18 protein-coding genes are annotated in these 13,056 nt (G+C 69.8%); 1 reads left to right on the top strand and 17 read right to left on the bottom strand.

All coding sequences use genetic code 11. The features are described 5' to 3' along the window. Positions 1-210: 210 nt before the first annotated feature. The 17 genes from sctS to VLK61_RS20355 form a co-directional block, all read right to left on the bottom strand. Positions 211-480, bottom strand: coding sequence for a type III secretion system export apparatus subunit SctS (gene sctS, locus VLK61_RS20275; protein ID WP_325423440.1), 270 nt, complete (start codon positions 478-480; stop codon positions 211-213). Continuing rightward, positions 477-1,124, bottom strand: a complete 648-nt coding sequence (sctR, locus tag VLK61_RS20280) for a type III secretion system export apparatus subunit SctR (RefSeq protein ID WP_325423441.1) — start codon at positions 1,122-1,124, stop codon at positions 477-479. The genes sctS and sctR overlap by 4 nt, the downstream gene beginning before the upstream one ends. Continuing rightward, the gene (gene sctQ / locus VLK61_RS20285; protein WP_325423442.1) at positions 1,124-2,197 is read right to left on the bottom strand and encodes a type III secretion system cytoplasmic ring protein SctQ; all 1,074 of its coding nucleotides are present in this window, start codon (positions 2,195-2,197) and stop codon (positions 1,124-1,126) included. The genes sctR and sctQ overlap by 1 nt, the downstream gene beginning before the upstream one ends. Continuing rightward, a complete protein-coding gene (locus VLK61_RS20290) occupies positions 2,194-2,808 on the bottom strand; it encodes a hypothetical protein (RefSeq protein ID WP_325423443.1) in 615 nt (204 codons plus the stop codon). The genes sctQ and VLK61_RS20290 overlap by 4 nt, the downstream gene beginning before the upstream one ends. Then, positions 2,805-3,302, bottom strand: a complete 498-nt coding sequence (sctO, locus tag VLK61_RS20295) for a type III secretion system stalk subunit SctO (protein ID WP_325423444.1) — start codon at positions 3,300-3,302, stop codon at positions 2,805-2,807. The genes VLK61_RS20290 and sctO overlap by 4 nt, the downstream gene beginning before the upstream one ends. A gap of 2 nt (positions 3,303-3,304) precedes the next feature. Beyond that, a complete protein-coding gene (sctN, locus tag VLK61_RS20300; protein WP_325423445.1) occupies positions 3,305-4,639 on the bottom strand; it encodes a type III secretion system ATPase SctN in 1,335 nt (444 codons plus the stop codon). After that, entirely contained in the window at positions 4,636-5,286 is a 651-nt protein-coding gene (locus VLK61_RS20305) for an HrpE/YscL family type III secretion apparatus protein (RefSeq protein ID WP_325423446.1), read from the bottom strand. The genes sctN and VLK61_RS20305 overlap by 4 nt, the downstream gene beginning before the upstream one ends. After that, a complete protein-coding gene (locus VLK61_RS20310) occupies positions 5,256-5,873 on the bottom strand; it encodes a hypothetical protein (RefSeq protein ID WP_325423447.1) in 618 nt (205 codons plus the stop codon). Before VLK61_RS20310 ends, VLK61_RS20305 begins: the two co-directional genes overlap by 31 nt. A 137-nt stretch (positions 5,874-6,010) precedes the next feature. After that, entirely contained in the window at positions 6,011-6,784 is a 774-nt protein-coding gene (gene sctJ, locus VLK61_RS20315; protein WP_325423448.1) for a type III secretion system inner membrane ring lipoprotein SctJ, read from the bottom strand. Next, on the bottom strand, positions 6,781-7,251 hold the full coding sequence (gene sctI, locus VLK61_RS20320; RefSeq protein ID WP_325423449.1) for a type III secretion system inner rod subunit SctI: 471 nt from the start codon (positions 7,249-7,251) through the stop codon (positions 6,781-6,783). Before sctI ends, sctJ begins: the two co-directional genes overlap by 4 nt. After that, positions 7,251-7,646 (bottom strand): hypothetical protein, encoded by a 396-nt coding sequence (locus tag VLK61_RS20325; protein ID WP_325423450.1) that lies wholly within the window; start codon positions 7,644-7,646, stop codon positions 7,251-7,253. The genes sctI and VLK61_RS20325 overlap by 1 nt, the downstream gene beginning before the upstream one ends. Then, complete coding sequence (locus tag VLK61_RS20330; RefSeq protein ID WP_325423451.1) at positions 7,643-8,140, bottom strand: hypothetical protein; 498 nt, start codon at positions 8,138-8,140, stop codon at positions 7,643-7,645. Before VLK61_RS20330 ends, VLK61_RS20325 begins: the two co-directional genes overlap by 4 nt. A gap of 13 nt (positions 8,141-8,153) precedes the next feature. Then, positions 8,154-8,972 (bottom strand): type III secretion system translocon subunit SctB, encoded by an 819-nt coding sequence (gene sctB, locus VLK61_RS20335; protein WP_325423452.1) that lies wholly within the window; start codon positions 8,970-8,972, stop codon positions 8,154-8,156. Between the two features lie 34 nt (positions 8,973-9,006). After that, positions 9,007-10,335, bottom strand: coding sequence for a type III secretion system translocon subunit SctE (sctE, locus tag VLK61_RS20340; RefSeq protein WP_325423453.1), 1,329 nt, complete (start codon positions 10,333-10,335; stop codon positions 9,007-9,009). A gap of 17 nt (positions 10,336-10,352) precedes the next feature. Then, entirely contained in the window at positions 10,353-10,877 is a 525-nt protein-coding gene (locus VLK61_RS20345) for a SycD/LcrH family type III secretion system chaperone (RefSeq protein ID WP_325423454.1), read from the bottom strand. A 17-nt stretch (positions 10,878-10,894) separates the two neighbouring features. Next, positions 10,895-11,611, bottom strand: coding sequence for a hypothetical protein (locus VLK61_RS20350; RefSeq protein ID WP_325423455.1), 717 nt, complete (start codon positions 11,609-11,611; stop codon positions 10,895-10,897). Between the two features lie 29 nt (positions 11,612-11,640). Continuing rightward, positions 11,641-11,937, bottom strand: coding sequence for a hypothetical protein (locus tag VLK61_RS20355; RefSeq protein WP_325423456.1), 297 nt, complete (start codon positions 11,935-11,937; stop codon positions 11,641-11,643). A 154-nt stretch (positions 11,938-12,091) separates the two neighbouring features. Between VLK61_RS20355 and sctW the strand changes: the two genes are divergently transcribed. After that, positions 12,092-13,056, top strand: a 965-nt coding sequence (gene sctW / locus VLK61_RS20360; protein ID WP_325423457.1) for a type III secretion system gatekeeper subunit SctW, incomplete at its 3' end; no start/stop codon positions are given.

Raw genomic sequence — 13,056 nt, forward strand, 5'->3', positions numbered from 1 at the left:
TGGCTCTCTTTCTTGGTGACTTCTTTCTGAGCCAGCAGAAAGAAGTTACCCGCCCGCCGGGGCGGAATCCCGGCCACTCCGCAGGACTCAACAATCGAATGTCGGCTCTCAGAACAACAACCGAACGACCGCAATGGGCCGCCAACAGTCATCAGCGAAGGGCACCGTCGCTCACCAGGCATCACAGCACACAACGATCGAAGTTTCATATCATCGCGCCAGCGTCGGCAGGCCCTGCAGGATGGCCAGCGTGTAATTGAACAGCTCGCCGCCCATCCAGCGTGCGGTGAGCGCCAGCACCAGGCCGACGGCGATCAGCTTGATGGCGAAGGCCAGCGTCTGGTCCTGCACCTGGGTCAACGCCTGCAGCAGCGAGACCAGCGTGCCGACCAGCGCCGCGACACCGATGACCGGCAGCGACAGCCACAGCGTCAGGTACAACGCCTGCGTGAGGTAGGCGGAGAGATCACTGGTGTTCATGCGTAGCTCAGCACCAGGCCCTGGATCAGCCGCGTCCAGCCGTCGACCATCACGAACAGGAAGAGCTTGAGCGGCAGCGAGACGGTGACCGGCGAGACCATCATCATGCCCATCGCCAGCAGGATGTTGGAGACGATGAGGTCGATCACGACGAAGGGCAGGTACAGCAGGAAGCCGACCTGGAAGGCGCGCGTCAGCTCCGAGACCATGAAGGCCGGCACCAGCACGATGAAGTCGGTGGCCTGCAGCGCGGCGGCCAGCTCCGGCCCCCACAGCTTGCGGGCGGTGTGCACGAAGAAGTCACGCTGCTGCGGCGTGGCGTTGCGCGTCATGAAGCTGCGCAGCGGCTCGGCGCCGCGCCGCACGGTGGCCACCAGCGTGCCCACGTCCCTGGCCGCGGCCGGCGTGGCCGTGAGTTCACGTTCGATCTGGTAGCCCACCGGCGCCATCACGTAGACCGTGAGGATCAGCGCCAGGCCATACAGCGCAATGTTCGGCGGGATCTGCTGCACGCCGAGCGCATTGCGCAGCAGTGACATCACGATGGCGATCTTCAGGAACGAGGTCGACACCACCACCACCGTGGGCAGCAGCGCCATCAGCGCCAGGACAATGGCCAGCGCGATCGGGTCCGAGGCGCTCATCACGCGCCTTTGGCTTCAGTGCCCAGTTGCGTCAGCGCCACGCCCAGCCGGCCGTCGATCTCCACCAGTTCACCCACGCCCACCAGCGCGCCGTTGGCCCGCACGCGCACGGCGCCGGCCAGGGGGCGGCCGAGCTCGAAGCTCTGGCCCGGCGCCAGCTGGCGCAGCGCGGACAAGGGCAGTGTCAGCTCACCGAGGTCGAAGCTCAGCGTGACGGGCACGGCGTCCAGCGGCACGGGCGTTTCACTCGTGCTCGGGTTGTCGGCGGCAAGGGTGGGCACGAGGGGACTCCAGGCTTCGATCAGGTGGACGCGGTCGCCGGCGAGTTGGATGCGCCAGCCGGCTTGCCCTTGTGTGGACAGCAACAGCCTCGCGGTTCCATCGCTGGCGTGTTCACACCAGCTGCTGTGGAAAAGTACGACGTCGCCGATGCGCAGGGCGGCGGCCTGGGCTTGCGTCAAGCTGCTGCAGCCGAGGGCCAGGCGGCAGGGCATCGGCAAGGCGGCCTGTGGCTCGCTGGGCAGCGCCGGGCGCTGGGCCAGCGCACCGGCGACCAGCAGCAGGCCCAGCGCATCGGTGGCGATCTCGGCGTCGAAGGCCGCGGGGCCGTCGATCGACAGGGCCGACGGCCCGTCGGCCCGCTGCAGCGCCACGGCGACGCGGTGCGGCAGGCCGGCCATCGCCGTGCCGGGCTGCACCGTGGACAGCCGTGCGTTGCCACGGCGCAGCGGGGCCAGCGCGGCAGCCAGCTGGCGCCAGGCCTGCTCCAGTGCCAGCGCCAGCAACTCGAACGGCAAGGCGTTCAATTCCAGCGCCGTGCCCGTGCCGGTGCCGGTGCCAGTCTCGGCCCAGGTGGTGAGCGCGGCTTCGGGCACGCGAATCGCGAAGCGTGCACCGCCCCATTCGGCCTGCAGCGTCCAGGCCGAGGCCCATTCGGCGGGCGCCTCGCTCAGCGGCAGCGGCTGCAGCGAGGCGAGCCAGGGCGCGCCGAGGTCCAGCGCCAGCCCGCTGCCGTGGCGCGCCAGCATCGCACGGGCGCGTGATTCGTTGAGGGTCAGGCGCGGCGGCTTCACGCGTCGCCCCGGGCTTCATGCACGGCGCCGGGCTGCGCCTGCACCGTCACGCGGCCGGGCTCGTCGCGCTGCGTGCCGCCGACCGAGACCGACACCACTTGCTGCAGACGCCGGGCCAGGGTGTCGGCCAATTGCGGCGCCTGCGCGGCCAGCGCCACGCGGCCTTCGGGCCGGCGGCAGAAGAAGACCACTTGCAACTCGCCGTGCTCGTGGCCCAGTTCGACTAGGGTGTCGGGCAGCGCGTTGTCGGCCACGCTCAGGCGCACGCGGCGGTGGCCGTCCTGCCCGGTGCTGATGGCCAGGGTCTCGATGCGCAGCGCCAATGTCGTGCCCGGGGATTCGGGCGGCGGTGCCGCGGGCTCTTGCGCCGGTGCGGGCTCAGGCAGACGGGAGAACAAGGCCATGGGTGACGGCAGGACCTCGGGCGGCCGGAGCTCGTCGCCGTCTTCCAGCAAGGCTTCGAACAGCGGAATGGCGGCCGCATCGGGCGTGGCTGCAGCCGGCACGGTGCCGTCATGGCCGCTGCGCTGCCGGGTCTGGGCATTGGTGCTGTCAGGCGTCGCGCTGCCCGGGCCATTGCCATCACGCGGGCTCACCGGAGGCGTGTTCATGGCAAGGCCTCGTCGCCGCTGTCCCAGTCATCGCGGTCGCGGCGCAGTGCAGCCACTTCCTCGAGCTCCAGGTCCTCGACGCGTTCGGCCTCACGCGCGGCTTCGTCGAAGTGCTGACCGGCCATCTGGTCGAACTTCTCCTTCACCCGTTCGGCGGCGCGATGGGCCTGCTGCGCCAGCGCGGCCTCGTTCTCATGGCGGCGCTCGTGAGCGGCCGCCGCCTCCTGGCGCGTGACCAGGTCCTGTTCGGTGCGCCGCAGATGCGCCACGGTGTGCTGCACATCCTCGATGTCGCGCAGCTTCACCCGCTTGCGCAACAGCTCGGCGTAGAGCGAATACTCGTGTTCCTGAGCCAGCCGTCGGTGGGCCTGCAGCGCCAGCTCGGCGGCCTCATGCGCGCGGCGCGCCACGGCCAGTTCGGACCGGTGCGCCAGCAAGGCGGTCTGCGCCTGCTGTTCGCGGAACTTCTTCACCTGCTGCAGTTCGCGCCACATCGTCATGCCAACGGTTGGGCCAGCTGGGCCAGCTGCGCGACCGCGTCCGGCAAAGTGGCCCGTTCATCGGTGCGCTGGCGCAGAAAGCTGCGGATGCGCTCGATCTTGTCGATCGCTTCGTCGGTGACGGCGTCACCGCCGCGCTTGTATTCACCGATGCGCAGCAGCAGCTCCACCTCGGCATGCCGGGCCATCAGCTCGCGCACGCGGCCGGCGCTGTGCTGGTGATCCCGCGGCGTCACCGCATTCATCACCCGGCTGGCCGAGGCCAGCACGTCGATGGCCGGGTAGTGGTTCATCGCCGCCAGCTTGCGCGACAGCACGATGTGGCCGTCGAGGATCGAACGTGTCTCGTCGGCGATGGGCTCAGTCATGTCATCGCCTTCGACCAGCACGGTGTACAGCGCAGTGATCGAGCCCTTGTCGTTCATGCCCACGCGTTCCATCAGCTTGGGCAGCGTGGCAAACACCGAGGGCGGATAACCGCGCCGTGTCGGTGGCTCACCAGCGGCAAGGCCGATCTCGCGCTGGGCGCGGGCGAAGCGTGTCACCGAGTCCATCAGGAACAGCACACGCTTGCCCTGGTCGCGAAAATACTCCGCAATGGCCGTGGCCACGTAGGCGGCCTTGGCGCGCTCCATGCTGCTCTTGTCGCTGGTGGCGCAGACGATCACGCTCTTGCGGCGGCCGGCTTCGCCGAGTTCATGCTCGATGAACTCACGCACTTCGCGGCCGCGTTCGCCGATGAGCGCGATCACCGTCACGTCCACCGCCGCGCCCTTGACCAGCATGCCCAGCAGCGTGCTCTTGCCGCCGCCGGCCGCCGCGAAGATGCCCATGCGCTGGCCTTCGCCGCAGGTCAGCAGGCCATCGAGCGCGCGCACGCCCAGCTCGATCGGCTGGTCGATGATGCGGCGCTTCAGCGGGTCGGGCGCGTTGGCGAACACCGGGTAGTAGGTGTCGGCCTCCAGCAGGCCGCGCTGGTCGGCGTCGAGCGGCCGGCCCAGGCCGTCGAGCACGCGGCCCAGCAGGGCGGGGCCGACGGCCACCCGGTGCGCGTGGCCGGTGGGGGTGACCTCGGTGGCGGCCGACAGGCCGATCATGTCGCCCAGCGGTGTGAGCAGCGCGGCGTCGCGCTGGAAGCCGACCACCTCGGCCTTCATCTCGAAGGCTTCGCCGGGGTTGCGCAGCAGGCAGACCTCGCCCACTTTCACCGTCGGCACCACGGCCTTGATGATGGTGCCGGTGACCTGGATCACGCGGCCGCGGATGCTGAGCGTGGGCGTGGCGTTCAGCGCCAGCGTCAGCATTTCGGGGATGTAGTCGAAGCTTTTCATGTCCTGCTGCCCAACACCGCCGTGAAAGCCTGATGCAATGCCTGCAACTGCCCGGCGATCGATGCTTCGACGATGCCGATCTCGGTTTCCAGGATGCAGGCGTCGGCGCTCAGGCGAGCGTCGGGCACCACGTCGAGGTAGCCCACGCCGGGAAAGGCGGCCAGCAGTTCGTTCTGCGCCTCCTGCACCGCGCCCATCTGGTCCGGCGCCACCCGCAGCGTGACCTGCTTCTGGTGGCGCACGACCGCCAGCGCCGACTTGACGACCGCGACCACGCGCTCGCGGTCGCCGAAGTCGCCGATCACACGCTGCACGGCCTGCATCACCAGCTCGACCATGCGCTGCTCGACGCGGCTGAAGTAGTCCACCGCGCGGCCGACCTGCTCGATCATGCGTTCGGCCTGCTCGAGCTGGGCTTGCTCGCGGCCTTCTGCATAACCTCGCAAGCGCTCGGCCTCGAAGGCCTGGGCGGCGGCGACGGTGATGGCTGCGGCTTCGTCCCGCGCGGCCTGCACGGCCTCGGCGGCGTCGCGCCAGACCAGCCAGTCCTCGCGCTTGAGCACGGTGGTGCCGGGCGCCAGGCGCAGGCCGAAGCGCGCCGGGCGCAAGGGGTCGCTCAGCGGCTGCCGGGGAAGGACGAACGCCATGAGGGCTCCAGATCGTCGAGCAGGGTCAGGGTCAGCGCCCAGGCGGCGCGGGTGGCACCGACATCGGGCCGGTACGGCGCCGGCACCGGTGCACGCAGGGCCAGGCGTTGGCGCATGGCCACCGGCGCGGCGGCGGTGCCCTGGGCCAGCAGGCCGGCGGACAGCTGCGGCAGCCGCGCCGCCAGCAGCGTCAGCGCCGGCAGCTCGGCGAATTCTTCCAGCGCCGAGGGCAAGCGCGGCGCGCGCTGGCGGGCCCAGGCCAGGTCGTCGTCGCCCAGTTCGGCGGCCGCCGCGCGCAGCTGCTCGCCGCGGATGGCCTGGCGCAGCACCGGCTGCACCAGCATCAGGCCCAGCCGCCGCAGCAACTGCGCCCACTGCGGCGCGGGCAACACCGCCAGCGGCCACTCGGGACGCTGCCAATCAGTGATAGGCGCGGCGCCGGCGCCCAGCTGGCGCAGGATCAGCGCAGAACAGTGACGATGGCCCGGGCCGTTGTCAGCGGCAGGCACGGGCCAGCCGGGGGGCAACAGAGAGGTCCATCGGCTGGCATGCAGCCAGCGCGAGGGCAGTTGGTTGAAGCTGAGCATCGCCGCTGCGTGCGGGCCGTAGGGCCAGGTGCCGGTCTGCGCGTCGGCCCGGGGGCCAGCCAGAGTGCCGGTGCGAGCGCCGACTTGAGTGCCCGCAAGAGCGCCGGTCCGGCTGCCCGTCAGCGTGCGCGCGGTGTTCATGCCGCGGGCGTGCGGAGCAGCCGCCGCAGCAGGCCCTGCTGCCAGGCCAGCGCGCCCAGGCCCGCCAGCAACAGCACGGCCAGCACGCCCAACAGCAGCGCAGCCGTGCGCCACATGTCGCCGCGTTCGGCGGCGGCCGCCACCGGTGCGGCAGCTTGCGGCTCGGCCGCGGCCGGCACCAGCACCAGCGAGACGCGGTCGCCGGTCAAACCGGGGATCGCATGGCTGACCAGGCGGCGGATCTGCGGCTGCACGGTGTCGAGGTTGGCATCGGGCTGGTGCTTGATGAAGACGGCCGCCGACGAGGGCGTGGTCTCCTCGCCGGCCGGCGAGCGTTCGGGCAGCACCACGTGCACGCGCGCGACGAGCACGCCGTCCAGCCGCGACAGCGTGCCCGAGAGTTCCTGGGATAACGCGAAAACGTAGCGGGCACGTTCTTCGAGCGGGCTGGAGATCAGGCCTTCCTTGCGGAACACTTCGCCCATGCCGGCATGGCGCTCGCGCGGCAGGCCACGCGCCTTCAGCACGTCCACCGCCTGCGCCACCTGGCCCTGGGCGACGCGGATGCCGACCATGCCTTCTTTGCCTGGCACCTTCTCGGCCTGCACGTTGGCGGCCAGCAGCGCGGCCAGGGCTTCGTTGGCCTCGGCCTCGGCCACCGAGGCCACCAGATCGACGCGGCCGCTGCAGGCCGCCAGCAGGACCAACAGGGCGGCGAACAGCAGCGCGACCCGCGCCCGGCCGGCGTTGTGGCGCCGTGGGTCGCTCATTGCATGCGCACCAGCTGGTCGATGTTCTGCGTGCTGCGGCCGATGGCCTTGCCCACCACCTCGACCTGCACCGCCAGCTGGGCCATGCCCAGCTGCAAACGCAGCAGCTCGGGCACGCCGAGCGGCGCGGCGCCGGGCGCCAGCATGCGGCCGACGGCGGCCACATGGCCCTGGAAGTCGTTTTGCACCTGGTGCAGGCCCTGCAGCACCTGGTCGCCCAGCGTCGCCGGGCGCGGCGGGTAGATGCCGGCGATCGATTCGGCGACCGGGGACAGCGCGGGCGATGCGGGTGCTTGTGCGGGTGCTTGTGCTGGCGCAACTGCGTGCAAGCTCGCGGCCGGCGCAGCGTCCTGCGCCATCAGCTCGGCAAAGCGCGCGGCCGCGTCCGGTGCGGCCGCGCGCTTCAGCGGCACCGGGTCCGCCGCAACGGCAGCCACCGTTTGCGCCAGCGTGCTGATCTCGATCATCAAAGGCTCCGGTTGAGGTCTGGCTGGCCCAGCATCGCGCGCGCCAGGCCGGCGGCAGGATGAGCGGCCACGGCCTGCAGCACACGCTGGCTGTCTCTTGTGCGGCCGGCCAGCTGCAAAGCCAGGCCGAGGAACGATTGCTGTACCGCCTGTTCGTGACCGTCCGCCCCGTCCAGTTCCCGTTGCAGGTAAATAACGGCCTCGTCGGCCTGGCCGGCATTCAAGCGGGCCAGTGCACGCGCGACCGCCGGGCCGGCCTGGGCCGGCCGCAGCAGCGCCAGGCCGGCGGCGATGGCATCGGCTTCGGTCACCGCGGCCTGGCCAGCGGCCACGAAGGCCAGGTCCTGCAGCAGCTGCAGATCCGGGGCTTCGAAGGGCTGCGAGGTCGCTCTCACGCCGCGCGCTGCTGCAAGAGTGACAGCATCTGCGCCGCCTGGCCGCGCAGCGCCGGATCGGCCCGCTCGTCGTGGCTGACCAGCTCGAAGCCCTCGCAGGCCTCGGTCAGGTCGCCCAATTGCGCCTGGCAGCGCGCGGCGTAGAAGCTGGCGTCGGGCGGGCCGTTTTCGAGCAGGGTCACCAGCGTCCAGTACAGCCAGGCGCTGCGGTAATCCTCCTGAGCATGCGCGCTGGCGGCGGCGCCGCGCCAGGCGCGGGCGTCCGAGCCGCTGTAGACCGCCAGGCCTTCGTAATAACGCCGCGCCAGTGCGTAGTCGCCACTGGCCAATGCGGTGTAGGCCAGGCGGTGCATGCTCTCGCGCTGGACAGCCGTGAAACGTTTGGCGCCGGGCAGGCCGTCCAGTGATTTGGCCAGCACGGCGGCGGCGGAAGCGGAAGCGGCCCGGGCGCCAGCAGCGCTGGCGGCGCTGTCGGGAGTAGCGGTGGCTTGCATGACGGCGGCCCCTTCAGATGTTGCGGGCCATGCCGCGGTTGGTTTCGATGTTCGACTGACTCATGGCGCGCAACTGCTCGCGGATGTCCTTGATCAGATCGGACATGTTCTGCGCGATCTCTTGCGAAGACTCGCGACGGGCCTGCGCGGCGGTGCCGTCGGCCTCCAGCCGCTTGGCCTCGGCGTCGTCCAGCGAAGCTGACATTTCGATGCCGCCCGAGACGATGCTGCCCAGGCCGGAGAGCACCTGGCCACTGCCGGAGGCAATGCCCTGCTTGGCGCCCAGCTGGGTGAGGAACTTCGAACCGGTCTCCAGGTCTGCGCCGGACGCGCTCTTGGCTGCGCGGAACGTGCCCACGCCCGAGCCGATGCTGATCGCCCCGCCCACTGCCTGCACGGTCCCCTGCACCACCGCCGCGGCGAAGCGTTTCTCGGCGGCGTCGACCATCTTGTCGGCAGCGCTGTTGATGGCCGAGACCTGCGCTTGCAGCTCCGTCTGGCGCTGCTCCTTGGCGGTCTTGCGCATCTCCTGGGCCATCTTCGTGAACAAGGCCATGAAGGCATAGATGTCGGTGCTGACGTCGGACTCGGCGCTGTCCAGTGCCGCGTGCAGCGCTACGGGGTCGACCCGCTCGCCCTCCCTGGGGCTGGCGACGCCGCGCGTGGCCTGCAGGTCCGGCCCGCCGTCGATGGCCGACAGCGCCAGCTGCAGCTCGGCGATCTGTTCAGGGCTCAGGCCAGGCGCCGCAGGACGCAGGCCCTCGATCAGCGGTTCTTCGGCACCGTAGCTGACGCCACCGGTGCTGCCTAGGTCAATGGCTTTGGGTCCCATGCTCGTTTCCTTGTGGGGTGGGCGAAAGTGCGCTTCAGGCGCGCACGAGATTGCGGATCTGGTTGGCGCGCTGGTCGCCGGCGGCGGCGACCATCTGGCTGAACTGGGTCATGCCTTCTTCGAGCGCGGCGATGATGTCCTTCAGGCGCTGCAGCTGTTCCTCGGACTGCGCCTGCAGGCCCAGCACCACGGCGTCGAGCTTCTTGGCATCGGCGCGCGCCTCTTCGGCGGCCTTCAGGTCCTCGGCCGTCTGGATGCTCACCACGGCCGAGCCGATCGCCGCACTGCCTTGGACCACCGAGGCGCTGCCCTGGATGAGCTTGGCCGCCTTGTTGATCTTGGCCGCCATGTCGACGGCCTTGGTGGCCTTGCTGGCCATGTCGGCGGTCTTGGTCGCCATCGTGGCGGCGTCGCTGGCGGTGTCAGCCGCCTGCACCCCGGTCTTGGCGGCGCTGTTGGCCAGGTTGCTCGAACTGGCGCCGCCGCTGGCAATGGTGACGACGATCATCGCCACCAGCGTGGTCACCACGCCGGCGATCATCACCCCCATGCGCAGGTTGGCCGCGAAGTCGGGCGATCGGCCGTCGGCAATCGCCGAGTCCTCGGCCATCTGGCCGGCCAGGTCGGGCTGCATCAGCATGAAGCCCAGCGCTGCCGCCGCGCCCGACAAGCCGGCGCGCTGCTCGCCGCCCATGCCGGCCTTGTCCATCGCGCCGATGATGGCGTCGCCGATCAACGAGCCCAGTGTGAAGGCTGCGGCATCGGGGTAGATCTCCTGGTTGATGGCACTGGCCAGGTCGACCGTCGCGGCCACCAGTCCGACGACGGCCAGAGCCAGCAAGGGGGCGGCCGCTGCACCGGTGACGACGGCGGCCGCCGCGGTGGTGATCACGGCCACGACGGCGCCGATGACGGCGGCGATCTTGCCGATCCAGCCCCAGATCTTCTGCTGCTTTTCCTTGCCTTCGGCGTCCTTCTGCTCGTCGATGGCGTCCTTCAGCTTGCTCTGGATTTCCTTGTTGGCCGACTCGGTGCGCGCGCGCGCCGCCTCGATGCCCTCCTTGGCCGTCTTGGCCTGCGAATCCTTCATCCTGGTGTCGATGGCGGCCAGGATCAGCGCCAGCTGGTCACCCGAGAAGTCGTTCAGCGGCATGGGCAAGGCCGGGGCGCCGTTGTCGTCGACGACACCATCATCGGTGCTCTGTTGGTTGAGCGCGAGGGTCGCGGCCACCAGGTCGCGCACCCAGCCGATCTGCTGTCCCACGGTGCCCAGCGGCGTGCTGCTGGCCAGCGACAGCGGGTCGTCGGTGAAGGGCAGGTTCAGCGCCGGGCCGCTGCCATGGGGGGTGGTGATCAAGGTCATGGCGATCTCCGTGTCGATCAGGCTTCGGCAGCGGCCGTGCCGGCCGAGGCCTTGCTGCGCACCAGGGCGTACAGCGTTTCGGCACGCACGGCCAGCTTGCCGTGGCGTTGCTGGCGCTCGCACTGGCGCAGCACCAGGTCCAGCGCTTCCATCGCTTCATTCACCAGTCCCAGCGCCAGCAGGCTTTGCGCGGTGTGGAAGGTGGGCACCGGATCGCTGGTGTCCAGCAGTTGCGACACGCCCCAGTAGTGCACGGCGCGTTCGTGGTGGCCCAGCATCTGGTGGGCCGAGGCCAGCGCGTTCAGATAGCGCGGCTCGGCATGGCTGTAGCTGACCAGGCGCGAGAAGACCTTCATCGCGTCGGTGTAGCGGGCCTGGCCGTAGTAGCCCAGGCCCAGGGCGTACAGCGCATCCAGGTCGTCGGCGCCCAGGCCCATCAAGCTGCCCAGCGTGCCGCCCTCGGCCAGCAGGCGCAGCAGGGCTTCGGTGTCTTCGTTGACGCGCTGCTGGCGCGGGCCGGCGCTGGTGGCGTGCGTGCTCATGGTCGTGATCCCCATGCTCAGCGCAGGTTGCCGATGATGGACGAGCGGTTGTCCTGCAACTTCTTGATGAAGTTGGTCATGATGTCGAAGGACTCGTTGCGCTTGTTGGTCAGGCTCTGCAGGCGCAGCATGTCCATCTGCTGCGAGCTGTTGAGCCCGTCGATGCGGCTGGTGATGTTGTTGATCAGCTGATCGAACTCGCTCTGCGTCAGCGTGCCGGAGGTGAAGCCGTAGGTCGCCAGCGCCGAGTTCAGGCCGATCGAGGTCGTGGCGCCCGCGCCGGGGCTCATCGCGTTGTTGAGGTTGATCGTGGCCGCGTTGAGGCTGGCTTGCGAATTGATCAGCAGCTTCTCCGCCGTGGCGTAGCCTTCACTGCCGGGGCTCATGCCGTCGAGCGTGCTTTGGTTCGCGTTGCGCATCGAGGTCAGCAGCTCGACATAGTCTTGCTGGGCGGCGATGTAGTCCTCGGTCGGGATTTGCACCGCGCCGCCGTCGCTGGTGTCTGCTTCCTCGGTGGCGTCACCGCTGGGCCGCACCTCACGCACGGCCGCCAGGATGTTGTTGAGCGTCATGATCGTCGTGTTGCGCTGCTGGACCGCCAGCATCTGGTCCTTCAACTGGTCCTCCAGCATGTTGGCGCGCTGCGTCTGCACGGCCATCAGGGCGGATTCGATGTCCATCGACGCCAGATCGACGGAGTACAGGCTGACGCTGTTGGTATTGACGGTGGGCATGGTGGGCTCCTGGGGAGGGGGTGGGAGGCTCAGATGAATCGACGCGCTTTGCTGGGCCCGCCGGCCGCAGGCTCGGCGGCCCGCAGGCGAGCCTGCGCTTCGGCCACCTCCTGGTCCACGGCGGCCAGGTCCTGGCGCACGGCGTTGTCGGCTTGCTGCTGCTGGGCCGGCGTCAGCGCCTGTCCCAGCGCCCGCACCTTGGCCGGATCCAGCCCCATCGAGCGCAGCTGTTGCTGGCCCTCGGCCAGCGTGCGTTCGACTTCGGCAATCAGGGCCGCGGCTTGTTCGGTGGTGGGTGTCGAGTGACTGGCTGGGCGATGCGACATCGGCGTTCTCCGGTGGGTTGGTGCTCGGCAGTGGCGGGCGACGGTCGGTGTGTGGCAGCCGGTCCTGCGGCAGTTCCAGCGGCCGTCCGAAATATTCACGTGGCGTCGCGTGCATCGGCGGGAACCGGAATCGCGCTGCTGTCACTACATCCGCATGAACGAGATGCGCATCCACTCGCCGCAGCCGCAGCCGGCGTCCGGCCGCCCGGCTGACGCGGCGAGCGCGCGCGGCAATGAATCCGGCCGCTTCCGCGGCGAGATCGTGCAGCTGCTGACGGCGCAGGATGCCGGCCCCTCCACGGATGCAGCCGAAGAGATGTCGATGCACTTCGCCGAGTCGGTCGAAGAAGAAGCCTTCGACCAGGAATCGATCGAGGCCCGCGACGATCTGCAGGTGATGAGCGCCGAGCAGGTGATGGGTTACCTGCGGGCCGCCCACCAGGGCGCCGAGGCCGACAAGCTGGTGGCCCAGGCCAAGCGCCTGGTGGAGAGCAGTGGCCACCCGGGTGTGATGGCGCGTCAGGGCTTTCCGGATCCGACGCAGCAGTTTCTGGCCTTGCAGTACGCGCTGCAACAAGGCCAGCGCGACGGCGCCCCGGCCGACCGGCTGCAGGCCTTACGCGATGCACTGGCCGACCTGGACGACGACCACGGTGCGCAGATCCGCACGCGGTTGAACACCGTGGCGGTGATCGGTGCACAAGGCACCGACAGCGCCGCCGTCGCCGAGCTGCAGCAGACCTATGAAGACCTGGTGCTGGGCGCGCCCACGCTGGCCAAGACGCTGGACCTGGCCTTGGCGCGCTTCGGCAGCCAGGCCTATGCCAGTGGCCTGAAGATGCTGGTGGCCGCGCTGGGTGCTGACCTGGCTGCGGCGCGGCCATCGACTTCGATGGTGCGCCTGCAGTCCTTGCTGCAGGACCTGTACCAATTGGAAGTGGTGCAGACCGTGCTGGACGGCGCGGACGAGCTGTCCCGCGCGCTGGCCCAGCGCCATGGCCACGAGGGCCTGGACGCACAAGCCTTGGTGCGTGAACTGGTGTCGCTGACGACAGAGCGCTGGGTCAACAGTGCACGCTTTGAATCATGGGCCGGATTGCTGGGCGTGCCCGAGGGTCC

This window comes from Aquabacterium sp., from assembly GCF_035476535.1.
Lineage (GTDB): Bacteria > Pseudomonadota > Gammaproteobacteria > Burkholderiales > Burkholderiaceae_C > Pseudaquabacterium.

Excerpts from the sequence above, each read along its gene's own strand:
- sctS (WP_325423440.1), bottom strand. The coding sequence starts at position 480 with ATGAACACCAGTGATCTCTCCGCCTACCTCACGCAGGCGTTGTACCTG.
- VLK61_RS20350 (WP_325423455.1), bottom strand. The coding sequence starts at position 11,611 with ATGCCCACCGTCAATACCAACAGCGTCAGCCTGTACTCCGTCGATCTG.
- sctR (WP_325423441.1), bottom strand. The coding sequence starts at position 1,124 with ATGAGCGCCTCGGACCCGATCGCGCTGGCCATTGTCCTGGCGCTGATG.
- sctB (WP_325423452.1), bottom strand. The coding sequence starts at position 8,972 with ATGGGACCCAAAGCCATTGACCTAGGCAGCACCGGTGGCGTCAGCTAC.
- VLK61_RS20355 (WP_325423456.1), bottom strand. The coding sequence starts at position 11,937 with ATGTCGCATCGCCCAGCCAGTCACTCGACACCCACCACCGAACAAGCC.
- VLK61_RS20345 (WP_325423454.1), bottom strand. The coding sequence starts at position 10,877 with ATGAGCACGCACGCCACCAGCGCCGGCCCGCGCCAGCAGCGCGTCAAC.
- sctJ (WP_325423448.1), bottom strand. The coding sequence starts at position 6,784 with ATGAGCGACCCACGGCGCCACAACGCCGGCCGGGCGCGGGTCGCGCTG.
- VLK61_RS20330 (WP_325423451.1), bottom strand. The coding sequence starts at position 8,140 with ATGCAAGCCACCGCTACTCCCGACAGCGCCGCCAGCGCTGCTGGCGCC.
- sctN (WP_325423445.1), bottom strand. The coding sequence starts at position 4,639 with ATGAAAAGCTTCGACTACATCCCCGAAATGCTGACGCTGGCGCTGAAC.
- VLK61_RS20310 (WP_325423447.1), bottom strand. The coding sequence starts at position 5,873 with ATGCTCAGCTTCAACCAACTGCCCTCGCGCTGGCTGCATGCCAGCCGA.
- sctI (WP_325423449.1), bottom strand. The coding sequence starts at position 7,251 with ATGATCGAGATCAGCACGCTGGCGCAAACGGTGGCTGCCGTTGCGGCG.
- VLK61_RS20290 (WP_325423443.1), bottom strand. The coding sequence starts at position 2,808 with ATGAACACGCCTCCGGTGAGCCCGCGTGATGGCAATGGCCCGGGCAGC.
- sctO (WP_325423444.1), bottom strand. The coding sequence starts at position 3,302 with ATGTGGCGCGAACTGCAGCAGGTGAAGAAGTTCCGCGAACAGCAGGCG.
- VLK61_RS20305 (WP_325423446.1), bottom strand. The coding sequence starts at position 5,286 with ATGGCGTTCGTCCTTCCCCGGCAGCCGCTGAGCGACCCCTTGCGCCCG.
- sctE (WP_325423453.1), bottom strand. The coding sequence starts at position 10,335 with ATGACCTTGATCACCACCCCCCATGGCAGCGGCCCGGCGCTGAACCTG.